This window comes from Nitrospiria bacterium (genome assembly GCA_035498035.1).
Classification (GTDB): Bacteria; Nitrospirota; Nitrospiria; order JACQBZ01; family JACQBZ01; genus JACQBZ01.
Genome location: DATKAN010000027.1, coordinates 5,001 through 27,497 on the forward strand (window position 1 = coordinate 5,001; position 22,497 = coordinate 27,497).

Here is a 22,497-nt window from a genome sequence, read left to right on the forward strand (position 1 = left end):
GACGCGCTCGTGAATGTCGAAGATCGGCTTCTTTTTGGGATTGGGGGCGACGGCCACGATCACCTTGTCGAAGACCTGAAGGCTCCGGCGGATGATGTCGATATGCCCGTTGGTGATCGGATCGAATGTTCCCGGGTACACGCCGATTTTCATTCGGTTGCTTCTCCGCGATAAACCGTCAACACGGTGTCGCCGTATTCGTAGGCCCGGACGACCCGCAGCCTCCCGACCGGAACGGGGAGCGCGATTTTTCGATAATGCTCGACCACCAGAAGACCGTCTGGAGATATCATAGCACCCCGCTCAACTGCAGGCAATAATTTTTTAAGCTGCCAGGCGTGATAGGGCGGATCGGCGAAGATCAGGTCGTACGGGCCGTGGCCCTGCTTGATAAATTTGAAGGCGTCCGTCCGGTGGATCTCGGCCCGGGCTTGAAATCCGCAGGCCGCAAGATTTTTTTCCAGAAGGTCGGCCATGGCCCGATCCGACTCGACGAAATCCACCCGGGCCGCGCCGCGGCTCAAGGCCTCGATCCCGATCGCGCCGGTTCCGGCGAATAGATCCAGAAACCGCGCCTCCACGACCCGGTTTCCCAGAATCGAAAACAGCGCCTCCTTCACCTTGTCCGACGTCGGGCGGATCTCCGTCCCGCGGGGGCTTCTAAGCCGCCGTCCTTTCGCTTCTCCCGCAATCACGCGCATGAATCTATTATGGTGGACGGGGAACGGTGGCGTCAAGCGGGAGGTCGCGTTGGACTCGACCAATTGACTTCTATTAGGGCTTCCCGTAGCATGAAATGAATAGACGAGGGGAAGGGTTCGGTCGAGCGTCATTGTGGAAGGCTAAATTTCTTCAGGGAATATTATATGAAGGCCATCGCAACCACTCCGGAGCCGCCGTATTATGCCGTGATTTTCACGTCGGCGCGGACCGACAACGATGAAGGATACAAGGAAACTTCCGAACGAATGCTGAAGCTCGCCGCCGAGCAGCCCGGATATCTCGGCGTGGAATCGGTTCGGGAAACGGGACTGGGCATTACGGTTTCGTATTGGAGGTCGGAGGAAGCCATCAGGTCCTGGAAAAGGCAAGTCGATCACCTGGAGGCGCAACGAAAAGGCCGGACGACCTGGTATCGATCTTATCGGATCCGTGCCTGCAAGGTCGAACGGGACTATGGTTTTGACGGCGATAGATAATCACGCACCGGAGTCGACCGCGCTGGTTGGACGGTGATGATGTAATGGATTTTTCCCCCGGCAAGCGCATACTGATCGCCACGTTCGGGTCGCTGGGCGATCTCCATCCTTATCTCGCCATCGCGATCGAGCTCAAACGCCGCGGCCATCGGCCGTTGATCGCAACGCTCGACCGTTATCGCGAGGCGGTGGAGGGCGAGGGTGTCGAATTCGCCGTGATGCGCCCGTTGGAATCCCGATTCGGGAGCCCGCAGGAACTCGTCCGACGGATCATTCACCCCCGCAAAGGTCCGGAATATCTGATCCGACGCATCGTGATGCCCTTCGTTCGGGAAAGTTACGACGATCTTTATCGTCTGTCCGAGGGTGCGGATCTACTCATTTCACACCCGATCACTGTAACGATGCCGCTTGTGGCTGAGAAACGGGGGCTGCCCTGGGTCTCGACCGTGCTGTCGCCGATGAGTTTCTTTTCGGCGTACGATCCTTCCGTCATCGCGGCGGTTCCGTGGCTCCATCATCTGCGTCGGATCAGCATCGGTTTATATCGAGGAATATTTGAAATGGCCAAATCCGCCATCGCGTCCTGGGAACGGCCGCTTCGTCAATTGCGCGTCGAGATCGGTCTGCCGCCGGCGAAAAAGCTCGCGATGTTTGAGGGCCAATTCTCGCCCCGTCTGAATCTCGCACTTTTCTCGTCCTTGTTCGCGGGGCCGCAGCCCGACTGGCCTGCCAACACGGAGATCTGCGGTTTTGCCCGTTACGACGGTCGTCCGGACCCCGCGGTTTCTGCAGGGCTTAAGAAGTATTTAGAAGCCGCAGAGCCGCCGATTGTCTTCACGCTGGGCTCATCGGTTTCGATGGATCCGGGAGATTTCTTCGCCAAGGCCCGCGATGCGGCGACGCGGCTTGGCCGGAGGGCAATTCTGGTCACCGGCTCTTTGTCATTGGAAAACTCCGATTCACTGGAGCGCGTGAAAGTGTTCCCGTATGTCCCTTATTCCGAGATTTTTCCAAACGCATCGGTCATTGTGCACACGGGTGGAATCGGAACGATGTCCCAGGCGCTGGCGGCAGGCCGCCCGATGCTGGTGATCCCCGCGGCGTTCGATCAGCCCGACAACGCCCATCGTGCAGAGCGTCTCGGGACGGCCCGGGTCGTTCCCTTCCAAAGGGTCACCGTGAATAATCTTATGAAGCATATCGTCGAGCTCCTTGCGGACCGGGAATGCCGTGAGCGGTCCGTCCGGGTGGGGGAACGGCTTCGGGATGAAAACGGGGCCAAACGCGCCTGCGACCTCCTGGAGAAAATCTGATCCAAAACGCCGCGGCCTTTTTGACAGGCCATTCGGGATCGATTATAATGACCGTATTTCGTCTCAGGATGGCCTCATGGACGTTTCTCTTCCAGTGCGCGCCCCTTTCATTCTCATGGCGATTTCCCTTGTTGTCTTGGCCTGCGCAACGCGGGCGCCCTTTCTCAATCCTGTGACCCCCGGCACGGATACCTCGAGCGGATCAAAGCAGGTGGTCGTGGAAATCAAGCCGGTGGATACATCGGGATACCAAAATGAGGAACGCAAACGGCTTGGAATCGACCTGTCGGCTTATTTCACCGCGTTTGAGGTCACGATCAGAAACCAGACTCCGGACAAGGTCACACTGGATGGTCAGGGCGCTCAATTATCGGATGACGAACAGAAAAGCTATACGGTCCTTTCCGCGAAGGAAAGTCTGGATTATTATCAGTCCGGCGGGGTATCGGGTGAGAAGATCGTCATCGTTCCCAAAGCAGTCGGGATTGCCAAGGAGGAAATGGATAAAATCCTCCAGCTCCGTTTGAAAAATTCGGATATACCTTCGGGCGGATCGGCCTACGGGATTCTTCTTTTCCAAAAAGTACCCGCGGGTAAATGTCATCAAGTCTCGTTGACCTTGAACGGGGTTCGTATTTACGGTGAAAGTAATAACCGGGTATTCCAGTTCACGTTTAGTTGTCCGGAATCCTAAAGAGTTATCGGGTCGGGGGGAAACGGATCTGGCGGGCAATAAAAAACGGGTCTCCCGTCCGTAGGGGCGGGAGACCCGTCTCAATCAATCTTAATCCTTGTTCTCTTCATCCGTGGGCACCGTCTGAAGCATCAACTCCATCTCGGCACCCTTCGCTCGGTTGGACAGGATGGTCTGATCCATGATCGCGCCGCAATTGACGCATTTCCATGCATGAAAAGTCAGAAAGTAATCGGCGAACCGTTCGACGAACATCAAGCCGTTGCATTTTGGACATTTCATGGGATTTGCCCTCCTTGCGTGGTTTAAAGCTTGCCCATTCCTTATTGCAAGCGATGTGCCATTTTTGAACAGTTATTTAACTTATTGAAAAATAAGGTGTACAACTCAAAGCGGGACAATTTGGTACCCCATCAGCTCATAAGAAATGGCCAAAAATTGTAAGTCGGGTAAGTAACGGACTACATAAATCAATGGAGCGGTTAGATGGAACCGTCAAGAACAAATACCGGGAAAGGGATAAAGAATTGGCCGGAGATCGAGCGTCCTCGGGAGCGGTTGATCCGACAGGGACCGGAGACGCTTTCGGATGCGCATCTTCTTGCGATTCTGCTTAGGACCGGCCGGCGAAAGAGCAGCGCGGTCGAGATGGCCCACCATCTTCTGAAGCAATTCGGCGGGTTGGCCGCGTTAAAACACACCAGCGTATCGGAGCTGTGTTCTGTGGATGGGATCGGCCCGGCGAAGGCCGCACAGATCCTGGCCTCACTGGAATTGGGACGCCGGTCCTTGGCCCAGCCGCTTCATCGGGAACTTCGCGCCCTTTCCAGCCGGGATATCTTTCATCACTATCACCCGCTATTGCGGGATTCAAAAAAAGAGCATTTTATGCTGTTGATGTTCGACGGAAAGAACCGGCTGCTCAAGGAAATCACCGTATCCACGGGAAGTCTTTCGCTCAATATCGTTCATCCGCGCGAGGTCTTTAAACCGGCCGTGCGGGAGTCGGCGGCTTCCGTCATCCTTTTGCACAACCACCCCAGCGGGGATCCCGCCCCCAGTCCCGAGGATCGCGAGTTGACGCGGCGTCTTGTGAAGGCCGGACGGATCATGGGCATCAAGGTCCTGGATCATATTGTCCTCGGAGACGGTCGATACATCAGTTTTGCGGATCAAGGGTGGGAGGTCCATGACTGAAGGCCCGGGGCGCCACGCTTTTTCAAAACAGCACGGTCGGCGAATCCGAAGGATCACTTATGCCTGTGTCTGGGTGTCGGGATGGCTGTTGGGGGGCTGTTCCCATCCGTCCGTTCCGTCCGGAATGGTGGCGGTCCCGGCCGGGAACTTTGTGATGGGAAGCGACAAGGTGGATACCGAAGGGATCGGCGTTCAGCTGGGAATGATCCGGCCTTTGTATCAGGATGAGCATCCGCAGAGGAAAGTGTTTCTCCCCACGTTTTTTATCGATCGGTTTGAGGTTACCCAGGCGCAGTACAAGGTCTTTACGGATCAGACCGGCTACCGGATCCCGCCCGTCTGGAAGAACGGGACGTTTGCTTCCGGCCGGGAGAACCATCCCGTGGCCTTTGTCAGCTGGTACGATGCGAAACAATACTGCCGGTGGGCCGGGAAACGATTGCCGACGGAGGCCGAATGGGAGAAATCCGCGCGGGGTCCGGATGGATTGGAATACCCATGGGGGAATGCTTATGAGTCCGACCGCGCCAATACGGGCGACTCCGAGGCCAACGATACGCTTCCGGTGGGCCGTATTGAATCCGGGAAGAGCCCTTACGGGGTGTACGATTTGATCGGCAATGTCGGCGAATGGGTGGAAGACTGGTATCAGCCCTATCCGGGCAATTCGCAAACCAGCCCCCTGTTCGGAGAGCGACTCAAAGTGATTCGGGGCGGTAGTTGGGGCGGGGGGGGAGGCCACTACACGATGGGCCTATTCTACCGTGCGGCGCATCGTTTGTTTGCGGACCCTTTGGACCGCTTCCCGGATACGGGCTTTCGATGCGCCCTGTCGGGTTGAAACGGATTGCTTTTCTTAGGGACTTCCATTAAACTAGGGCGGTATGAAAGGTATTCTCATCCGATGGGTCATTAATGCGCTGGCCTTGATCCTCGTCAGCCATGTCATTCAGGGGATCCAGGTGGATCATCTCTTGGCGGCATTCGTTGCGGCGGCGGTGCTCGGGGTCATGAATGCCGTTATCCGACCCGTCTTGATACTCCTCACCCTTCCGATCACCCTTCTGACTCTGGGCCTGTTCGTCCTGATGATCAACGGATTCATGCTGTACATCGCCGGGGCCGTGGTGAAGGGATTTCACGTGAATGGTTTTTGGGCTGCCGTGTTTGGGTCGCTATTCTTATCGGTCATCAGCTGGATCGCAAACGCCTTTATCAACGACCGGGGCCGCATCGAGTATATCGAGGTTCGCACCCGATAGAGAACCACGGGCCGTTCCCTCCCTGATCCCCCCGAGAAGGTTCTCTGCCGCTTCCCCAGACCGGCCAATGGTTGATTCCGTTCATCGCTTTCGTGTGCGATTTTTGATTTACAATTAATTTTCCGGATGTTAAAATAGCTAAATTTATATAATAATTTATGCACAGGAAAGGTTTATCGAACGAATGCTCAGGCGTTGGGCGCCGGTCGCCTTTTTGATCTTCATCTGGGATTCCAATCTATATTTAGACCAAGCATCGCTCGGACAGGTCGAACCTCCCAAGGAGCCAATGACGGTCGTGGCGATCGAGATTCGAGGAAACAGCCGGATCGAGTCGTCGACCATTCGATCCCGAATCAAGACGAAGGAAGGGAGCCCATTCTCGGCGGACCTCATCCGCGAAGACATCCATTCGATCTATCAGTTGGGTTTTTTTTTGGACGTACGGGTGGATTCGGAACCGGTCGAAGGGGGGGTGAAGGTCATCTACCAGGTGGCCGAACGGCCGTATGTGACCGAAACCAATTTTGTGGGAAACGTGGAAATCCTGGCCGACAAGCTGAAAGAAAAGATCACCATCAAGACGATGACGTTTCTGGATAACGCGCAGGTCAAGGAAAACGCAGAGAAGATCCGGCAATATTATGATGAAGAGGGATACTACAACACCTCCGTCATTCCGGTCCTCAAAGAGCAGGGAGACAAGGTCGCGTTGACCTTTTATATCAAAGAAGGGGCCAAGGCGACCGTCAAAACGATCGACTTTGAAGGCAACAAAGCATTTCCTCGTAATACGCTTCAGAAAAACATCGATTCCCAGGAATATTCGTTTTTGACGTCCTGGCTGACCAACAGCGGGTACTATAAGAAGGACGCGTTGAACGAAGACATGGATAAACTGAAGGACTATTATCTCAACAACGGATACCTCCAGATTCAGGTGGGAACCCCGTCGGTCGCTTTTAAAGAGGACCGATCCCAAACCCTTGTGACCTTTCCAATCCTGCACGGGGAGATCGATTACCCTTACGAGTTTCATACGGTCCGTGCCTCCATCGAGTTTCCCTTGGTCGAGGGGGAACAGTTTCGTGTCCGGACGATCACCGTGAGCGGCAATCACGTTTTTCAGACCGACCGCATCCGGGAGTCCTTGAAGTTAAAGGAGGGGGATCTATTCCGAAAAAATGTATTGCGGGACGGGGTGGGCGCGATCCATGATATCTACGGAGAGAAAGGTTACCTTTACGCCACGGTCATCCCGCAGTACACAAGCGACCCGGCGACGAAGACGGTGGACTTGTCCCTGGAGGTCGTCGAGGACAATCCGATGCGCGTCCGCCAGATCACGATTTCGGGAAACGACAAGACCCGCGACAAGGTGATCCGGCGTGAATTGCGGTTGAACGAGCAGGAACTGGTGGACACCCGATTGCTGCGACGAAGTTTTCAGCGGATCAACAACTTGAATTTCTTCGATTCCGTCGAGATCGTCCCGCAACGGGTGGGGCCGGATCAGGTGGATCTGAACGTACAGGTCAAGGAAAAGTCGACCGGCTCCTTCAGTGTCGGGGGCGGTTACAGCTCCGTCGATCGTTTGGTGGGCATGGTGGATGTCACCCAAGGGAACCTTTTTGGGAAGGGCGAACTTCTGCGCGCCCGGGCGGAGTTCGGAGCGATAACCAACTCCTACAGCTTGACGTACCGGGTGCCGTATCTCTTCGACCACCCCGTATCCGGGACGGTTGATCTGTTTAACCAACGGCAGATCTTTGATTCCTATACGGAAAAGACCGTCGGAGGAGACCTCGTCCTCGGAAAAGACTTTACCGAATATGTCAGCGGGAGCGTGAATTATACGTTGGAGACCTTGAATGTCACGGACCTGACTTCAAACGCCCCCGTACGAATTCAGGAGCAGGCCGGAAAGTCGGTGACCGGCAGCATCGGAGCGACCGTCGCGCGGGACACGCGGGACTTTTACTTCGATCCCAAGGAGGGAAATCGAACCGCACTAACGGGCCAGTTCGCCAACACGTATTTGGGCGGTAATAATAATTTTATAAAGACGATCCTGGATTCGGGCCAGTTTTTACCGTTTTACTGGGACACCGTCTTCTCCTTGCACGGCCGGTTCGGATACGCGCACGGGATGTACGGAACCGAGCTCCCGATTCCGGAACGTTTCTACGTCGGAGGAATAAATACCGTGCGCGGTTTTAAATTCGGACGGGCCGGCCCGGTCGATCCCGCGACCAACGAGGTCCTCGGCGGAAATAAGGAACTGGTCTTTAATTTCGAATACATCTTTCCTCTCGTGCCGGAGGCCAAGGTCAAGGGGGTGCTCTTCTTCGATGACGGGCGGGCCTTTGACGACAACGAGCCGATTCGGATCAGCGACCTGCGCAAGGGCACCGGAATCGAGCTGCGCTGGATTTCGCCGATCGGCCCCTTGCGTCTGGAATGGGGATACAATATCAGTCCACAGGGAAACGAGGCGCACAGCGTCGTGGAATTTACCATCGGAACGTTATTCTAGCTTATTGGGGAAAGGAGAGGAGCGATGCAACAATCGGAGTGGAGCGGACGGGCGATAGGATCCATTTTAGGTATAATTTTAATTTGGATTCTTCTTGCCGCGTCCCCGGTTCAATCGGCGGACTCGCTTAAGATCGGCTATGTGGACGCGCAAAAGGTTCTGGACGGCACCAAGGCCGGGAAAAAGGCCAAGGCGGACATGGAGGAATTTGTCAAAAGCCGTCAGAAAATCATCGATCTGGACGAGTCCGAGATCAAACAGCTCCAGGACGATTTGACCCGCCAGGCCGCGGTGTTGAGTCCCGAGGCCCGCAAAGAGAAGGAGGACGCCTTGCAACGCAAGGTGATGGAATATCAGAAGCGGGCGGGCGAGTTGAACAAGGAGGTCCAGGACAAGAAAAAAGAGGTGCTTGATAACTTCAACAAGGATCTGGAGGGCGTCGTAAAAAAAGTGGCCGAGCGGGACGGATACGCCTATATCATCGACCGGAATGCCGAAGGCGGCGTGTTGCTCTATGCCAAAGACTCCCTCGATTTGACGGGCGACGTGGTCAAGGAGTTTGAGAAAGCCTTTCCGTGATCCCCTCCGGTCGGCAGGATGAGGAACATGAAACCGGTATCCTTGAGAAAACTGGCGGAAACGATTGACGGACGCCTTCTGGGCGATCCCGACGTGCCGATTCACGGCGTGGCCGGGATCAAGGAGGCCCGGCCGGGCGAAATCACGTTTTTGGCCAATGCCAGGTATGCCTCCTTGTTGCCCGAGACCCGGGCGTCCGCCGTCATTTTATCCAAGCCCCATCCCGATGTTCCCTGCGCCCAGGTGATTGTCGAGGATCCGTACTATGCCTTCGCCCGAGTCGTTTCCGTCCTGGTGGAGCCGCCGGGCCGGGCGATCGGGGTGAGCCCGCTGGCGGCGATCGGAAAGGCGGTACGGCTGGGCCGGGACCTCTCGATCCATCCCTTCGTGACCCTCGGGGATCGGGCCGTGATCGGAGACCGCGTCGTGCTGTACCCCGGCGTTTTTATCGGCGAAGAAACCGAGATCGGCGACGACACGGTGATCCATGCCAATGTCAGTGTTCGGGAAAAGGTGATCATCGGCCGCCGGGTGATTATTCATAGCGGCACGGTGATCGGGAGCGACGGTTTTGGATTTGCCACGCACAAGGGCCGGCATCACAAGATTCCGCAGATCGGAACCGTGGTGATCGAGGACGATGTTGAGATCGGCGCCAACGTCGCCGTGGACCGGGCCGCGATGGGCAGGACCATGATCCGAAGGGGAACAAAGATCGACAATCTGGTTCAGATCGCGCATAATGTGACGGTGGGCGAGGATTGTTTGCTCGTGTCGCAGGTGGGAATTTCGGGAAGCACGGTCATCGGCCATCATGTGACCTTGGCCGGGCAAACCGGCGTGGCCGGGCATCTGACCGTCGGGGACAACGTCGTGGCCGGCGGAAGGACGGGGGTGACGAAAGACGTCGCTTCGAATCAGGTCGTTTCGGGCTATCCGGCGTTGCCGCATCGGGAATGGCTCGCGGCGCAGGCCACGTTCCCGCAGCTTCCCGAACTTCGGAAGCGGATCAAGGAATTGGAGACGAAGCTGGAGCGTCTTGAAAAACAGAGGGGCGGCGAACCCCCGGAGCGGAGCGGACGATGATCAAGGCAAGCGAGATTCTGGAAATCCTTCCCCACCGATATCCGTTTTTGCTCGTCGATCGGATCGAGGAGATCGAGATCGGCAAGCGGATCGTGGGCATCAAGAACGTGACGATCGGCGAGCCGTACTTCCAGGGCCATTTTCCGGATCGCCCGATCATGCCGGGAGTTCTGATTATCGAGGCGATGGCCCAGGTCGGCGGGGTGTTGGCCTTCAAATCCAGCCAGGATCCGAAGAAAAAACTGGTCTACTTTTTGGGGATTGAAAAGGCCAAGTTTCGAAAACCGGTCTTGCCCGGGGATCAACTGCGGTTTGAGTTGACGGTGGCGCAGAGTCGTCCGCCGTACTGGAAGCTCAAGGGGACCGCCCATGTGGAGAAGACCCTCGTCTGCGAAGCGGACCTGACGGCCATGTTGGCGGACGACGGGGAGGGAGGATCGACCCGGTGACGCGAATTCATTCGACGGCGCTGATTCATCCGAAGGCCCGAATCGACGACGACGTCGAGATCGGCCCCTTCTGCGTGATCGGCGAAAACGTTCAACTGCACCGGGGGGTTCAGGTCGCCTCGCATGTCGTGATCGAGGGTTGGACCGAAATCGGCGAGGGGTGTCGCATCTTCCAGTTTGCGTCCATCGGGGCCGTTCCCCAGGACCTGAAGTTTAGAGGTGAAAAATCTCATGTGGTGATCGGAAAGCAGAATACGATACGGGAATACGTCACCGTGCACCGCGGGACGGAGCCCGGGGGCGGGGTCACGAGAATCGGCGACCACAACCTCTTGATGGCCTACGTGCATGTCGCGCACGATTGCCAGATCGGGAACCGCGTCATCCTCGCCAACGCGGCGACCCTGGCGGGACATATCGTCGTTCAGGATAATGCGGTCATTGGCGGGGTGACGGGTCTGCACCAGTTTGTTCGCATCGGCCGTCACGCGATTATCGGGGGCTGCTCGGCGATCGCGCAGGATATCCCTCCGTTTGTATCGGCCGTGGGAAACCGGGCCAAGCTGTACGGCCTGAACACCGTCGGTTTGAAACGCCACGGATTCAGCGACGAGCAGGTGACCTCGCTCAAAACGGCCTACAAAATTCTGTTTCGATCGAAGCTATCGATGAAGGAATCCGTGGAGAAGATACGGAATGAACTCTCGGGGTCTCCGGAGGCCCAGGAGATGGCCACCTTTGTTGAAAGCTCCGAGCGGGGAGTTTGCCGGTGAAGACCTTGGGAATCATCGCCGGCAGCGGGACCTTTCCCTTGACGGTGGCCCGGGCGGCCCGGCAGGAAGGCTATCGCGTCGTCGCGGTCGCACACGAGGGTGAAACCCACCCGGATCTGGCCGCTCAAGTTGACGAGTTGACCTGGATCTATGTGGGCGAGTTGAATAAATTGATCGCCGCGTTCAAAAAAGCCGGTGTGGCCGAGGCGGTCATGGCGGGAGGGATCAAGAAGGTCCGGCTGTTTGGAAACGCCCGGCCCGACCTGCGCACCCTGGCCTTGCTGGCCCGGGTCGGGATTAAAAAGGACGACAGCCTCCTTCGCGCCGTCGCGGACGAGTTGGCCTCGGAGGGAATCCGGATCCGTTCGGCGACGGAAATGTTGACCGGCATCCTGATGCCCAAGGGGCTGTTGACGGAACGCTCCCTGACCGCGAGCGAGGAACAGGATGCGGAGTTCGGCTGGTCTCTGGCGAAGGAGATGGGCCGCTTGGACGTCGGACAATGCGTGGTGGTGAAGGACCGGACCGTCCTGGCTGTGGAAGCGATCGAGGGAACGGATGAGACCATCCGGCGCGGCGGACGCCATGGAGGGAAGGGGGCCGTCGTGGTGAAAGTGAGGAAACCCCAGCAGGATATCCGCTTTGATCTTCCGACGGTGGGACCGGTAACGGTCGATGTCATGGCCGAGATCGGGGCGGCGGTTCTGGTTCTGGAGGCCGGATGCACCATCCTGCTGGACAAAACCCTTCTTTTGGAAAAGGCTCGGGCGGCAGGCATTTCTGTCCTGGGCCGCTAAACCATGGCGATCGATGGAATTACCAGAGAGAATCTCCTCCAGCGATGCCTCAAACCGCTCCGATCCGCCAAACCCTGGCAGCCCGAGATTCTTTTGGTGCGGGGGGACGCGGGGCCGATCGTCGTGAAGGATTACAAAACCCGGCCGTTTCTCTATCGGTTTTTTGTGGGGCTTCCTTCCACATGGAATGAAGCCCGCATGTACCGGAAGCTGGCGGGCCTAGGGGGCATCCCGCGTTTTTACGGAAAGCTGGACCGCTATGCCCTGGCCATGGAGTACATCGAGGGTCGAAACGCATCCACGTATAAAACCGGCCAGCTGCCCCATGATTTTTTTCATCGCCTGAAACGGATCATCGACTCGGTCCACGAGCGGAATATCGTTCTGTGCGATCTGAGAAACAGGAAGAATATTTTGATTTCAAACAACGGCGAACCGTATTTGATCGACTTCTGCACGGCGTTTGAGCGGGGAAGGCGCTGGAGTTTTCTCCGGAACGGACTTCACCGGATCTTCACCCAGGATGATTACCTTGGACTGGCCAAACTCAAACGTCATCTGGCGCCGGAACTCCTGACCGCGGAGGAAGCCGATCGACTCGACCGGGGTCTGTTCCTGCAGCATGAAGCCGTCGCCGTCCGAAATTTCTGTGTGCGGTGGTTGAAACAGTTGGTGAGCAAATAGGAACCGATCGGGAGAAGGGCGGCCCATCGATGTCGCAACGTACGATTCTCATCGTTACCGGAGAGGCCTCGGGCGATCTGCACGGCGCGGAACTGGCGCGAGCCCTTCTTCAACAACAACCGGATTTACGCCTCCTCGGCATGGGAGGAGCCCGGATGAAGGTGGCCGGGGTGGAACTCATTTTCGACAACCGGCAACTGGGTGTGATGGGTCTGATCGAGGTCCTTCAGAGATGGCGGTCGGTTCTCCGGGCCTTCAAGACGGTCGAGGAGGTTCTTTTGCATCGGGGCGTCGATCTGGTCGTCCTGATCGATTCCCCGGATTTCAATCTACGGGTCGCCCGGTTGGCCAAGCGGATGAAAATTCCGGCCGTCTACTACATCGGTCCCAAGGTATGGGCTTGGAGGGCGGGTCGTCTCAAAACGGTCAAAAAATGGGTCGACCGGATGTTGGTGATTTTTCCGTTTGAAGAGCCCTTGTACCGGGATGCCGGGGTGCCCTGCGAATTTGTCGGCCATCCGCTGTTGGATGAAATTCCCAACACCCTCGACCGCCACGGCTTGCGTCGCCGGTACGAAATTCCGGATGACGCCGTGGTCGTGGCCCTGTTGCCCGGCAGCCGCTGGATGGAAATCAATCGCCTCCTGGACGTCATGACGGAGGCCCTTCGGCGGGTCCGAGAGGATCTGCCGTCGGTGGTCGGGATCATGCCGGTGGCGTCGTCCTTATCGATGGCCGAAATTCGTCAGAAGCTGTCCGCACGAGCCGACGACCTGAGGCTGGTGGCCGGGGATGCCCCCCAGGTCCTCGCCTGTTCCGATTTTGCGGTCGTCGCCTCCGGGACCGCGACCCTCGAAGCGGCCATTGTGGGAACCCCGATGGTCGTTGTGTATAAAGTGACTCCCCTGACCATGCTCCTGGCCCGATTGCTGGTGAAGATTCGGTCGTCCGGACTGGTGAACATCCTTGCGGGTCGGGTGGTGGCTCCGGAACTGCTTCAATCGAATGCGACCCCGCAAAAAATCGCGGCGGTGGTTCTGGATCACCTGAGGAATCCGGACAAGATGCAGGAGCAAAAGAAATCGCTGGAAGAAGTCCGGGAGAAATTAGGCCTGCCGGGCGCCGCCCATCGTGCGGCCGCGGGTATTCTGAAAATTCTGTCCCAAACCGCACGGACGGTCACGGTATGAAGATGGTTCGCCGGTTGTTCGGTTATCTCAAACCCTATTGGAAGAGCCTGGTCGGCGCCACGGTCTGCGCCGGGGTCGTGGCCCTTCTGACGGCCTCCTACGCCTGGATGGTGAAGCCGATCATCGACGAGATCTTTATTAAGAATCGGTGGGACCTGCTGGTCTGGATCATCCCGGCCATCGTTGCCGTGGGCATTACCAAGGGAGGGTTTAATTACGCCCGGTCTTATTTGATGCGCTATGCCGGGAACCGCGCCATCGCGGCCATTCGACTCGATTTGTTCCAGAAACTGATCCGGATGCCGATCGGATTCTTCAGCCATCAACGGACCGGCCACCTGATGTCCTTGATCGTCAGCGACGCCGGAATGGTCCAGCAGGTGATTGCGACCGTGATCCGCGATCTGTTCCAGCAGTCGCTTACCATGATCTCGCTTGTGGGGGTTCTCTTCTACCTGAATTGGCGGCTGGCGCTGGCCGCGATCGTTGTGGTTCCGTTCTCGACCTATCCCATGAGCCGGATCGGAAAACGGATCCGGCGGATCGCTCATTCCGGCCAGGAGAAGATCGCGGAGTTGTCGACGTTGCTGAACGAAACCCTGTCCGGGGTCCGCTTGATCAAGGCGTTCGGATCCGAGCCGTTTGAAATCGACCGGTTTGACCGCAAGAATCAGGAGTATTTTCAGAAGACGATGAAAACCACGCGTCTCTCCGAGCTGGTGCCGGGGATCATGGAAGGGGCCGGGGCGGTCGCCGCGGCCCTGATCATCGGTGTCGGCGCCTACGAGGTCCGGATGGGGAGGATGACGCCGGGCGGTTTCTTTTCGTTTCTGGGCGCGAGCTGGCTCATGTACGCGCCCGTTCGTCACCTGGCGGCTACCTCGACGATGATCCAGCAGACCATCGCGGCGATCGACCGGATTTTTTGGATGCTGGATCAACCCAGCGAGCAGATCAAGGATCAGGGAAAACAGGTCCTGCAGCCGGTGAAACGGGAGATCACGTTCGAACGCCTCTCTTTTTATTATGAGGGAATGGAGGAAGCGGCCCTTCGGGAGATCGACCTGACGGTCACGGCGGGAGAAGTCGTGGCCTTGGTCGGGAGCTCCGGTTCGGGGAAGACGACCTTGATGAATCTCCTGCTTCGTTTCTATGATCCGACCGAGGGCGTGATCCGCATTGACGGGACGGACCTTCGCGACGTGACCCTGGAGTCCCTCCGTAAACAGATCGGCCTGGTCGCCCAGGAAACCATTCTTTTCGACGATACGGTGGCGCGAAACATCGCGTACGGACTGGGACCGGTCGATCCCAAGCGGGTCATCGAGGCGGCGCGGGCGGCCTACGCGCACGAATTCATCCAGCGCCTGCCCCAGGGATACGACACGATGATCGGGGAGCGCGGGGTCCGGCTCTCCGGCGGACAACGTCAGCGATTGGCGGTTGCGAGGGCGATCTTGAGGGATTCGCCCATCCTGATTCTGGACGAGGCGACCTCGTCGCTCGATTCGGAGTCCGAGATGTACATCCAGAAGGCCCTGGCGAATCTGCTCAAAAACCGGACAACGTTCGTGATCGCCCACCGTCTCTCGACCGTCCAGAACGCCAGCCGCATCGTCGTCGTCGAGCAGGGACGGATCGTTGAAATCGGCCGGCACCAGGACCTCCTCCTGCGGGGCGGCGTTTACAAGAAACTCTATCAACTGCAGTTCCGGGAGCAGTATGCGGAAACGCTTTGACGGGATCCTGCTCCGATTGATTCCGTGGCTGGGATACGGGGTGATCCGCGGGCTTCGATGGACGATGCGGATCAAAACCCTGAATGGCGGAATGACCGACGCGCTCTGGAATGAAGGCCGGAATTTCATCGTCGCCTTCTGGCACGGCCGGCAACTGATGGTGCCGTACGCCTACAAAGGTAAGCGGGGCACGGTCCTGATCAGCCAGCATCGGGACGGCGAACTGATCGCCCGAACGGTCGCTTATTTCGGGTTTCATGCCGTCCGGGGTTCCACGACTCGCGGCGGGGCCAGGGCCCTGCGCCGACTGGTCCAGTCGGCCCGTTCGGGAAACGACGTCGGCGTCACCCCGGACGGACCCCGCGGACCGAGGCAGACGGTTCAACCGGGCGTGGTGGAACTGGCGAAGCTGACGGGGTTGCCGATATTCCCGTTGACCTTCAGCGCCTCTAAAAAAAAATCCTTCAGACCTGGGATGGCTTTCTGATTCCGTGTCCGTTCAGCCGCGGGGTCTTTATCTGGGGGGATCCCGTCCGGGTGCCCGACGACGCCGACCGGGAGATGCTGGAGGAAAAGCGCAAAGAGCTGGAAAAACGGCTTCAGGATATTACGGAGAAAGCGGATCAAATTTGGGAGTCGTCTTCTACAACCTCGTTTTGATATTGAGCCTGCCGCTTATCCTTCCCTTTTTTGTTTATTTGATGATCACCCGATCCGAGTATCGGACCGGACTGGCCGAGCGGCTCGGAAGCTGGCCCGGGTCTTGGGACCGACCCGAAAAGGCCCGTTCGAGGATTTGGGTTCATGCGGCCTCCGTCGGGGAGTGTCTTGCGGTGCTGCCGATGATCGAACGGTTTCTTGCGGACCGGCCGGAATGGGACCTGGTCTTCTCGGTGATGACCCCGGCCGGGCGGAGGTTGATCGAACAGCGGCTGGGAGACCGGGTGCGCGCTCGATTCTTCCCGATGGATTTTCCGGGGCTGGCCGGGCGCCTCCTCCGCCGCGTGGCCCCCGATCTGATTCTATTGGCCGAGACCGAATTGTGGCCCAACTTCCTTCGGTCCGCAACCCAATGCGATATACCCGTTCTCCTGGTCAACGGTCGAATTTCTCCGCGGTCATACCGTCGCTACCGGTCGATCCGGTGGCTGTTCCGCGAGACACTCCGGAAAATCCGGATCTTCGGAATGCAGTCGGCCCAGGATGCTCAGCGAATCATCGACCTGGGCGCCCCTCCCGAACGGGTCCGGGTTCTGGGAAATCTCAAGTTTGACCAGGCGGCGGTCCCGCTGTCGGAAACGGAGCGACAGCGACTTCTCGGGCGCTTGGGCTGGCATGCGGACGATAAAATTCTCGTGGCCGGGAGCACCCACGAAAAGGAGGAAGAATATGTTTTGAACGCCTTCCTTCGGATCCGGGAGGGAGTGCCGAACCTCCGGCTGATCCTGGCGCCGAGGCATCTCAATCGGTTGCCGGGCCTGGCCGGGCTGCTCGCCCGCTGTGAAAAAGAAGGCGTCCGACACTCACGGTATTCCGATCTGGATCGGGGATCGTCCGAGGCCAAGGCCGATATCCTGCTCGTGGATACCATGGGCCAGTTGGGACGCCTGTACGGATTGGGGACCGTGGTCTTTGTGGGAGGCAGTCTGGTGCCGGTGGGAGGCCATAATCTTATGGAGCCGGCGGCGCTCGGGAGGCCGGTGCTGTTCGGACCGTTCTTCCAGCATGTCCAGGAAACGGCCGATCTGTTGCTGGCCTCCGGGGGCGGCCGAATGGTTCATGATGTCGGGGAACTGGTCCGTGAAGTTCGGGTCCTGCTGACCGAGACCGCCCAACGGCGGACGATGGAGCGTCTCGCCCGTGATACGGTGCGCGGCCATCAAGGGGCCTCCGCCCGGGCCTTTGTCATGGTGGAAGAGGAGTTGAAGAAACGTCTCGGCGGTCCCATTTCGAGGCGGGATTTTCGTAGCGCCCTTGAACGCTGGTTTAAAGAACGGATGCTGGCCTCAAAAGGCGGCGCGCTCACCTCCCTGGCCGCCGCGGGATTGCGCGGGGCTTCCATCCTTTATCAAGCGTGGCAGGAGATTCGGACGGCGGCCTACTCGCTCGGGCTGCTGCGATCCGTCCGGGTGGCGGGGCCGGTCATCAGCGTAGGCAATCTCACCCTTGGCGGAACCGGAAAGACGCCCACGGTCATGGCCGTCAGCCGGCTTCTGGCGGCCCAGGGGCATCGCCCCGCCGTCCTTTCCCGGGGCTACGGAGGACGCATCGGAAGGGCGATTCGGGTGGCGTCGGCTTCCTCCGGCATCGCACCCGGACCGGAGGATGTGGGGGATGAACCCTCCCTGATGGCCGATCGGCTTCGGGGAGTGCCCGTGGTGGTTTCATCCGACCGTGTCGCCGCGGCCCGTTACGCTCTCGAAACTCTTCAAACGGACGTTTTGGTCTTGGATGACGGCTACCAACATCTCCGTTTGAAGAGGGACCTGAATCTCCTCGTGGTGGATGCGGTCGAGCCCTTCGGCAACGGCCATGTTTTTCCCCGGGGAACGCTTCGGGAATCGGTCGGGCACCTGGGCCGGGCGGACGCCGTTTTGTTGACCCACGTGGACCATCCGGACGAAACGGCCGAACTGCAAAAATTCATACGACGATACCGCTCCGATCTGCCAATTTTCACCAGCCGGCACCGGATTGTTGAGCTCGTCCCCTTGGGCGGCGGTTCCTCCTGGCCCTTCGAAAAGATCAAGGGGTTGCGGCTGGTCGCCGTGGCGGGGATCGGCCAGCCGGACCGGTTCGTCAGGATGCTTCAAGCGGCGGGAGCGGATGTCGCCGCGGTCTTCCTGTATCCGGACCATTACCGGTATCGCCGGGAGGATGTGGAGGCGATCGAGACCGAGGCCGGGCGAAGGGAGGCCCCCGCGATTGTGACGACCGAAAAAGATGCGGTTCGAATCCGAAAGATTGGCCGTCCGATGAAGGCCTGGCGCGCGGGCCGCTTGGAACTGGTCATCGACCAGTCCGAGGCCTTCCAATCGATGCTGAGGAGGGTTTTTCGGTGAAGGCGGCGAAGCGGAAAAATCATCCGTGGCGCGATCGGTTGGAATACGGTCTGGTGATGGGGGTCTACGGTCTCTGCCGCCTCCTGCCCCGGTCCTGGGCTCCGCCCCTTGGCTCGCTTCTGGGCCTAGCGGCCTACTATCTGATTCCGCGCCGCCGACGAATCGCCCTCGACAATCTCCGTCGGGCCTTCGGGGCGTCCGAATTGGATCCTCGGGCGGTCGCTCGCGAGGCCTACCGGTCGTTGGGAAGGAATTTGATGGAGCTCCTGGTGGCGATGGATCAGGACCGGCCGGAGATTCTTCGCGGCGTTCGGATCGAGGGCCGTTCCCACATGGAAGAGGCGTTCCGGGAGGGCCGGGGGGTCATTTTTCTGGCATCCCATTACGGGAACTGGGAGCTGATGAACCTGGTCAATTCCGCGACCGGCGTCCCGACGCATGTCGTGGCCCGTGTGCTGGACAATCCCCGGCTCAACCGCATGATCAACCGGCAGCGGGAGCGGTTCGGGGCCGTCGTCATCAACAGCAAGGACCCCTCTTCGGTACGACAGATTCTATCCGCGCTCCATCAGAAAAAAGCGGTCGCGTTCCTGATCGATCAGAACGTCGTCGGAAACCGCGGTGTTTATGTTGATTTTTTCGGGCGCCTGGCCTATACTCATAAAGTTGTGGCCTTGATGGCCATCAAGACCGGGGCCCCCGTGATCCCAAGCTTCATGCATCGGGTGGAGGGGGGAGGCCATCGCCTCGTTTACGGGAAAGCGTTGCCGCTCCTCAAGACCGGGAATCGTGATCACGATGTGTGGATCAACACCCAGATCATGACCCGAGCGGTCGAGGACGCGGTTCGACAGCACCCGGAGCAGTGGCTCTGGATGCATGACCGATGGAGAAAGCAGCCGGCGGTCGGGACCGAGGCCGTTTTCCTGGACCGGGATGGAACCATCAGCCGGGAGGTGGGTTACATCCATAATGTGGACCATCTGCAACTGCTGCCGAATTCCGCCCGGGCCATTCGAAGGCTCAAACGGTGCGGGATGAAGGTCTTCGTGGTGACGAATCAGTCCGGCGTGGCGCGCGGTTACTATTCGGAAGAGCATGTCCGTCGGGTCAACGCCCGACTGGTCGATCTCCTCAAGGCGGAGGGGGCGGAGCTGGACGGGGTCTATTACTGCCCGCATCATCCCACGGAGGGTCAGGGGGCCTACACGCAGTCCTGCGGCTGTCGGAAGCCCGAGCCGGGCCTGCTGTATCAGGCGGCGGCCGGCGGGCCGATCGACTTCCGCCGCTCCTATGTCGTGGGGGATAAACTGACCGATGTGGAAATGGCGCATCGGGTCGGCGCCAAAGGGATCATGGTCCTGACGGGATACGGGTCGGAGGAGCTGGGACGAACCGCCGGCCACGGACCGCGACCGGACAAGGTCGTCCCCGATTTAGAGAAGGCGGTGGAATGGATTGTATCTCAGCGTGAGACGGACGAGGGCGACGACCCCCGAACCGGCACGGACTCCTGAAAACCACGGAGGGGATTCCTTTCGATGGATACGCGGCGCCTCAAGAAAATCGTCGAGCAGTTTGCGGGAAAAAAGATCATGGTCCTCGGCGATTTTGTCGCGGATGAGTATATCCTGGGTAAGACCTCGCGGATCTCCAGGGAGGCGCCCGTCCTGATTTTGCAGTACCTCTCGCGACAGGTCGTGTTGGGCGGTGCGGGCAATGCCACGAACAATCTGGCCGCTCTCGGCGCCACCGTTGTCCCGGTGGGGGTCGTGGGCGATGACGAGACCGGCCGGGAGGTGACGCTTCAGCTCAAACGGCTGGGCATCGACACCGCCCTTCTTCGCGCCCAACGCGACCGCGTCACCACCACCAAGACGAGGATCATGGCCGGCGGCCGGCATCAGCATACGTCGCAGCAGCAGGTGGTCCGGATCGACCGGGGGGAGTTCGAACGGGTCTCGGAACAGAACGAGGCGGCTTTCCTGATGGCGTTGGACGAGGAAATCCCGCGCATGGATGCCCTGGTGATCTCGGACTATCAGTACGGGGTCCTGTCCCCCCGCGTGATCGAAAAAGTCAATCAGATTGCCGGCCGGGATTCGTGCATCATCACGGTCGATTCGCGATACCGGATGTTGTCCTTCCGGGGGGTGAGCGCGGTGACCCCCAACGAGCCGGAGGTGGAGGAGGCGCTCGGGATTCGATTGGGCGAGGAGGAAGCGGGGGTGCGGGCGGCCGGAGAGCAGATCCTGGAGCGGGTCCAAAGCCGGGCGGTATTGATTACCCGGGGCAGCAAGGGAATGGCGTTGATCGAGCGTGGCGGGAAGGCCGAATTAATTCCGATCTACGGTTCGGACGAGATTGCGGATGTGACGGGCGCGGGGGACACCGTGATTGCGATCTTCACCCTCGCCCTGGCCTGCGGAGCCACGCTCCTGGAGGCGGCCCAATTGGCCAACATCGGCGGGGGAATCGTCGTGATGAAACGAGGGACGGCGACGGTCGGTTGGGGAGAGCTGGAAGCGGCTCTAAAGAAGCCGCTGTGAGGCGATGAAGCCCGACCGTAAATTAAAAACCCTGCGGGGATTGACGCCGGTGGTCCGAAAGCTGAGGCGACAGGGAAAAAAAATCGTCTTCGCGAACGGATGCTTCGATCTTCTCCATGTGGGTCACGCTCGTTATTTGAAAGGGGCCAAGGCGTTGGGGGACGTGCTGATCGTGGGGATCAACGGGGACCGGTCGGTCCGCCGCCTCAAGGGAAGGGGCCGGCCGCTGATGCCGGAGGCGGCGCGCGCCGAGTTGATCGCGGGTTTCGAATGCACGGACCATGTTGTTATATTCCATGAACTCGACGCGCTGCGGCTTTTGGGCGCGCTCCGTCCGGATGTTCACGCCAAGGGCGGCGATTACACGACCGACACGGTTCCGGAGCGGGCCTTTGTGAGATCCTACGGGGGGCGCGTGGCCATCGTCGGCGGACCGAAGGTGCGATCCACCCGCGAAATCATCGAACAGGTGAAGCGATCTCCGAGGCGCGGCCAATGAACGGGAGGAAGACCATGGCGATCGACAAAGAACTTCTTGAAATCCTGGCCTGCCCCAAGTGCAAGGGGGATATCCGACTCAATGCCCGGGGCGATGGATTGATCTGCGACGCCTGCCGGCTGATGTACCCGATCAAGGAAGATATTCCGGTGATGTTGATCGAAGAAGCGGTAAAAATTGAGGGGCTGGGGAGGTCGTGAACACCCATTGCGAGCGCCATCCTCGCCCCTTAGGGCGGGGTTAGCGGGCAGAGTAGGAATGACAGGTTCATTTCATCTCGGGTCGAAGAATCCTCCCCCTTCGAGGGAGGGGTTCTTCAATTTTTTCGAGATCGTCCGGCAACACCGGATCGTTCTCAGCGGTGTCATCGGGGCTGTCCTGATTTATCTTTCCAGGCCGACCGTCGGCTCTTTATTGGCCGGCCTGCCGTTTGTGCTGGTGGGGGAAGCGATTCGGACCTGGTCGTCCGGTTATATCCGCAAGAACAAGGCGCTGGCCACCGACGGTCCCTACGCCCACACCCGAAACCCGCTCTATTTGGGCAGTTTCGGGATCGGGGTGGGATTCGTGGTGATGGGAAACAGCGTTTGGGTCCTGGTCATTTTCCTCTCGGCCTTCGGCCTGGTTTATTGGGGGGTGATCCGATCCGAGGAAGACTACCTGGCCCGGGTCTTCGGAGCCCGCTTTGAGGAATACGTCCGGACGGTGCCAAGATTTCTTCCGCGCTGGACCCGCTCGCCCTATGAGGCCGGCGGGTTTGATTGGGCCTTGGTGTGGAAACACCGGGAGTACCAGGCCTGGGCGGGCATCGCCGGAGGCGTGGCGATCCTCATCGTCAAGATACTGGCCCTGACATGAGCGACGGAGCGCACGCGGCCCCCCCGAT

Annotated in this window: 26 protein-coding genes (1 of these 26 cut by a window edge); 23 read left to right on the plus strand and 3 right to left on the minus strand. The window is 59.0% G+C overall.

What is annotated here, in order from left to right; translation table 11 throughout:
* On the minus strand, positions 1 to 153 hold the beginning of the coding sequence (gene coaD, locus VMN77_06285) for a pantetheine-phosphate adenylyltransferase (GenBank protein HTN43387.1). The gene continues 336 nt to the left of window position 1, outside the view; the window shows 153 of its 489 coding nt (coding positions 1-153); its start codon is at positions 151 to 153; the stop codon falls past the left edge of the window.
* Positions 150 to 833, minus strand: a complete 684-nt coding sequence (gene rsmD, locus VMN77_06290) for a 16S rRNA (guanine(966)-N(2))-methyltransferase RsmD (GenBank protein HTN43388.1) — start codon at positions 831 to 833, stop codon at positions 150 to 152. Before rsmD ends, coaD begins: the two co-directional genes overlap by 4 nt.
* Positions 834 to 866: 33 nt before the next feature.
* Here rsmD and VMN77_06295 point away from each other — a divergent pair, with 33 nt between their 5' ends.
* The 3 genes from VMN77_06295 to VMN77_06305 all read left to right on the plus strand — a co-directional run bounded on the left by VMN77_06295 (position 867) and on the right by VMN77_06305 (position 3,209).
* Positions 867 to 1,199, plus strand: coding sequence for an antibiotic biosynthesis monooxygenase (locus VMN77_06295; GenBank protein ID HTN43389.1), 333 nt, complete (start codon positions 867 to 869; stop codon positions 1,197 to 1,199).
* A 44-nt stretch (positions 1,200 to 1,243) separates the two neighbouring features.
* A complete protein-coding gene (locus VMN77_06300; protein ID HTN43390.1) occupies positions 1,244 to 2,515 on the plus strand; it encodes a glycosyltransferase in 1,272 nt (423 codons plus the stop codon).
* Between the two features lie 76 nt (positions 2,516 to 2,591).
* Entirely contained in the window at positions 2,592 to 3,209 is a 618-nt protein-coding gene (locus VMN77_06305; GenBank protein HTN43391.1) for a hypothetical protein, read from the plus strand.
* A 90-nt stretch (positions 3,210 to 3,299) separates the two neighbouring features.
* Here VMN77_06305 and VMN77_06310 read toward each other — a convergent pair whose 3' ends face one another.
* Positions 3,300 to 3,491, minus strand: coding sequence for a hypothetical protein (locus VMN77_06310; GenBank protein HTN43392.1), 192 nt, complete (start codon positions 3,489 to 3,491; stop codon positions 3,300 to 3,302).
* 204 nt (positions 3,492 to 3,695) lie between these two features.
* Here VMN77_06310 and radC point away from each other — a divergent pair, with 204 nt between their 5' ends.
* From radC to VMN77_06410, 20 genes are all read left to right on the plus strand, one after another.
* Positions 3,696 to 4,406 (plus strand): DNA repair protein RadC, encoded by a 711-nt coding sequence (gene radC / locus VMN77_06315; GenBank protein ID HTN43393.1) that lies wholly within the window; start codon positions 3,696 to 3,698, stop codon positions 4,404 to 4,406.
* Positions 4,399 to 5,247, plus strand: a complete 849-nt coding sequence (locus VMN77_06320; protein HTN43394.1) for a formylglycine-generating enzyme family protein — start codon at positions 4,399 to 4,401, stop codon at positions 5,245 to 5,247. The genes radC and VMN77_06320 overlap by 8 nt, the downstream gene beginning before the upstream one ends.
* 43 nt (positions 5,248 to 5,290) lie before the next feature.
* Positions 5,291 to 5,668, plus strand: coding sequence for a phage holin family protein (locus VMN77_06325; GenBank protein ID HTN43395.1), 378 nt, complete (start codon positions 5,291 to 5,293; stop codon positions 5,666 to 5,668).
* Between the two features lie 184 nt (positions 5,669 to 5,852).
* A complete protein-coding gene (gene bamA, locus VMN77_06330) occupies positions 5,853 to 8,204 on the plus strand; it encodes an outer membrane protein assembly factor BamA (protein ID HTN43396.1) in 2,352 nt (783 codons plus the stop codon).
* Between the two features lie 24 nt (positions 8,205 to 8,228).
* Entirely contained in the window at positions 8,229 to 8,783 is a 555-nt protein-coding gene (locus tag VMN77_06335) for an OmpH family outer membrane protein (GenBank protein HTN43397.1), read from the plus strand.
* A 27-nt stretch (positions 8,784 to 8,810) separates the two neighbouring features.
* Positions 8,811 to 9,869 (plus strand): UDP-3-O-(3-hydroxymyristoyl)glucosamine N-acyltransferase, encoded by a 1,059-nt coding sequence (gene lpxD, locus VMN77_06340; protein ID HTN43398.1) that lies wholly within the window; start codon positions 8,811 to 8,813, stop codon positions 9,867 to 9,869.
* Positions 9,866 to 10,318, plus strand: a complete 453-nt coding sequence (gene fabZ / locus VMN77_06345; GenBank protein ID HTN43399.1) for a 3-hydroxyacyl-ACP dehydratase FabZ — start codon at positions 9,866 to 9,868, stop codon at positions 10,316 to 10,318. The genes lpxD and fabZ overlap by 4 nt, the downstream gene beginning before the upstream one ends.
* On the plus strand, positions 10,315 to 11,091 hold the full coding sequence (lpxA, locus tag VMN77_06350; protein ID HTN43400.1) for an acyl-ACP--UDP-N-acetylglucosamine O-acyltransferase: 777 nt from the start codon (positions 10,315 to 10,317) through the stop codon (positions 11,089 to 11,091). The genes fabZ and lpxA overlap by 4 nt, the downstream gene beginning before the upstream one ends.
* Complete coding sequence (lpxI, locus tag VMN77_06355) at positions 11,088 to 11,888, plus strand: UDP-2,3-diacylglucosamine diphosphatase LpxI (GenBank protein HTN43401.1); 801 nt, start codon at positions 11,088 to 11,090, stop codon at positions 11,886 to 11,888. The genes lpxA and lpxI overlap by 4 nt, the downstream gene beginning before the upstream one ends.
* A gap of 3 nt (positions 11,889 to 11,891) precedes the next feature.
* Entirely contained in the window at positions 11,892 to 12,572 is a 681-nt protein-coding gene (locus VMN77_06360; GenBank protein ID HTN43402.1) for a hypothetical protein, read from the plus strand.
* Between the two features lie 29 nt (positions 12,573 to 12,601).
* Positions 12,602 to 13,762 carry a lipid-A-disaccharide synthase gene (gene lpxB / locus VMN77_06365; protein HTN43403.1) on the plus strand — a complete coding sequence of 387 codons (1,161 nt, stop codon included), beginning with the start codon at positions 12,602 to 12,604 and terminating at the stop codon, positions 13,760 to 13,762.
* Positions 13,759 to 15,501 (plus strand): ABC transporter transmembrane domain-containing protein, encoded by a 1,743-nt coding sequence (locus tag VMN77_06370; GenBank protein ID HTN43404.1) that lies wholly within the window; start codon positions 13,759 to 13,761, stop codon positions 15,499 to 15,501. Before lpxB ends, VMN77_06370 begins: the two co-directional genes overlap by 4 nt.
* On the plus strand, positions 15,485 to 15,988 hold the full coding sequence (locus VMN77_06375) for a lysophospholipid acyltransferase family protein (protein HTN43405.1): 504 nt from the start codon (positions 15,485 to 15,487) through the stop codon (positions 15,986 to 15,988). The genes VMN77_06370 and VMN77_06375 overlap by 17 nt, the downstream gene beginning before the upstream one ends.
* 50 nt (positions 15,989 to 16,038) lie before the next feature.
* Positions 16,039 to 16,161 (plus strand): hypothetical protein, encoded by a 123-nt coding sequence (locus tag VMN77_06380; protein ID HTN43406.1) that lies wholly within the window; start codon positions 16,039 to 16,041, stop codon positions 16,159 to 16,161.
* The gene (gene lpxK / locus VMN77_06385; GenBank protein ID HTN43407.1) at positions 16,131 to 18,563 is read left to right on the plus strand and encodes a tetraacyldisaccharide 4'-kinase; all 2,433 of its coding nucleotides are present in this window, start codon (positions 16,131 to 16,133) and stop codon (positions 18,561 to 18,563) included. The genes VMN77_06380 and lpxK overlap by 31 nt, the downstream gene beginning before the upstream one ends.
* Positions 18,560 to 20,080 carry an HAD-IIIA family hydrolase gene (locus VMN77_06390; GenBank protein HTN43408.1) on the plus strand — a complete coding sequence of 507 codons (1,521 nt, stop codon included), beginning with the start codon at positions 18,560 to 18,562 and terminating at the stop codon, positions 20,078 to 20,080. The genes lpxK and VMN77_06390 overlap by 4 nt, the downstream gene beginning before the upstream one ends.
* 24 nt (positions 20,081 to 20,104) lie before the next feature.
* A complete protein-coding gene (locus VMN77_06395; GenBank protein HTN43409.1) occupies positions 20,105 to 21,112 on the plus strand; it encodes a PfkB family carbohydrate kinase in 1,008 nt (335 codons plus the stop codon).
* Positions 21,113 to 21,116: 4 nt separating this feature from the next.
* Positions 21,117 to 21,611, plus strand: a complete 495-nt coding sequence (locus VMN77_06400; protein HTN43410.1) for an adenylyltransferase/cytidyltransferase family protein — start codon at positions 21,117 to 21,119, stop codon at positions 21,609 to 21,611.
* Positions 21,612 to 21,625: 14 nt separating this feature from the next.
* Positions 21,626 to 21,811, plus strand: coding sequence for a Trm112 family protein (locus VMN77_06405; GenBank protein HTN43411.1), 186 nt, complete (start codon positions 21,626 to 21,628; stop codon positions 21,809 to 21,811).
* A gap of 58 nt (positions 21,812 to 21,869) precedes the next feature.
* Positions 21,870 to 22,469, plus strand: a complete 600-nt coding sequence (locus tag VMN77_06410; GenBank protein HTN43412.1) for an isoprenylcysteine carboxylmethyltransferase family protein — start codon at positions 21,870 to 21,872, stop codon at positions 22,467 to 22,469.
* Positions 22,470 to 22,497: the final 28 nt, after the last annotated feature.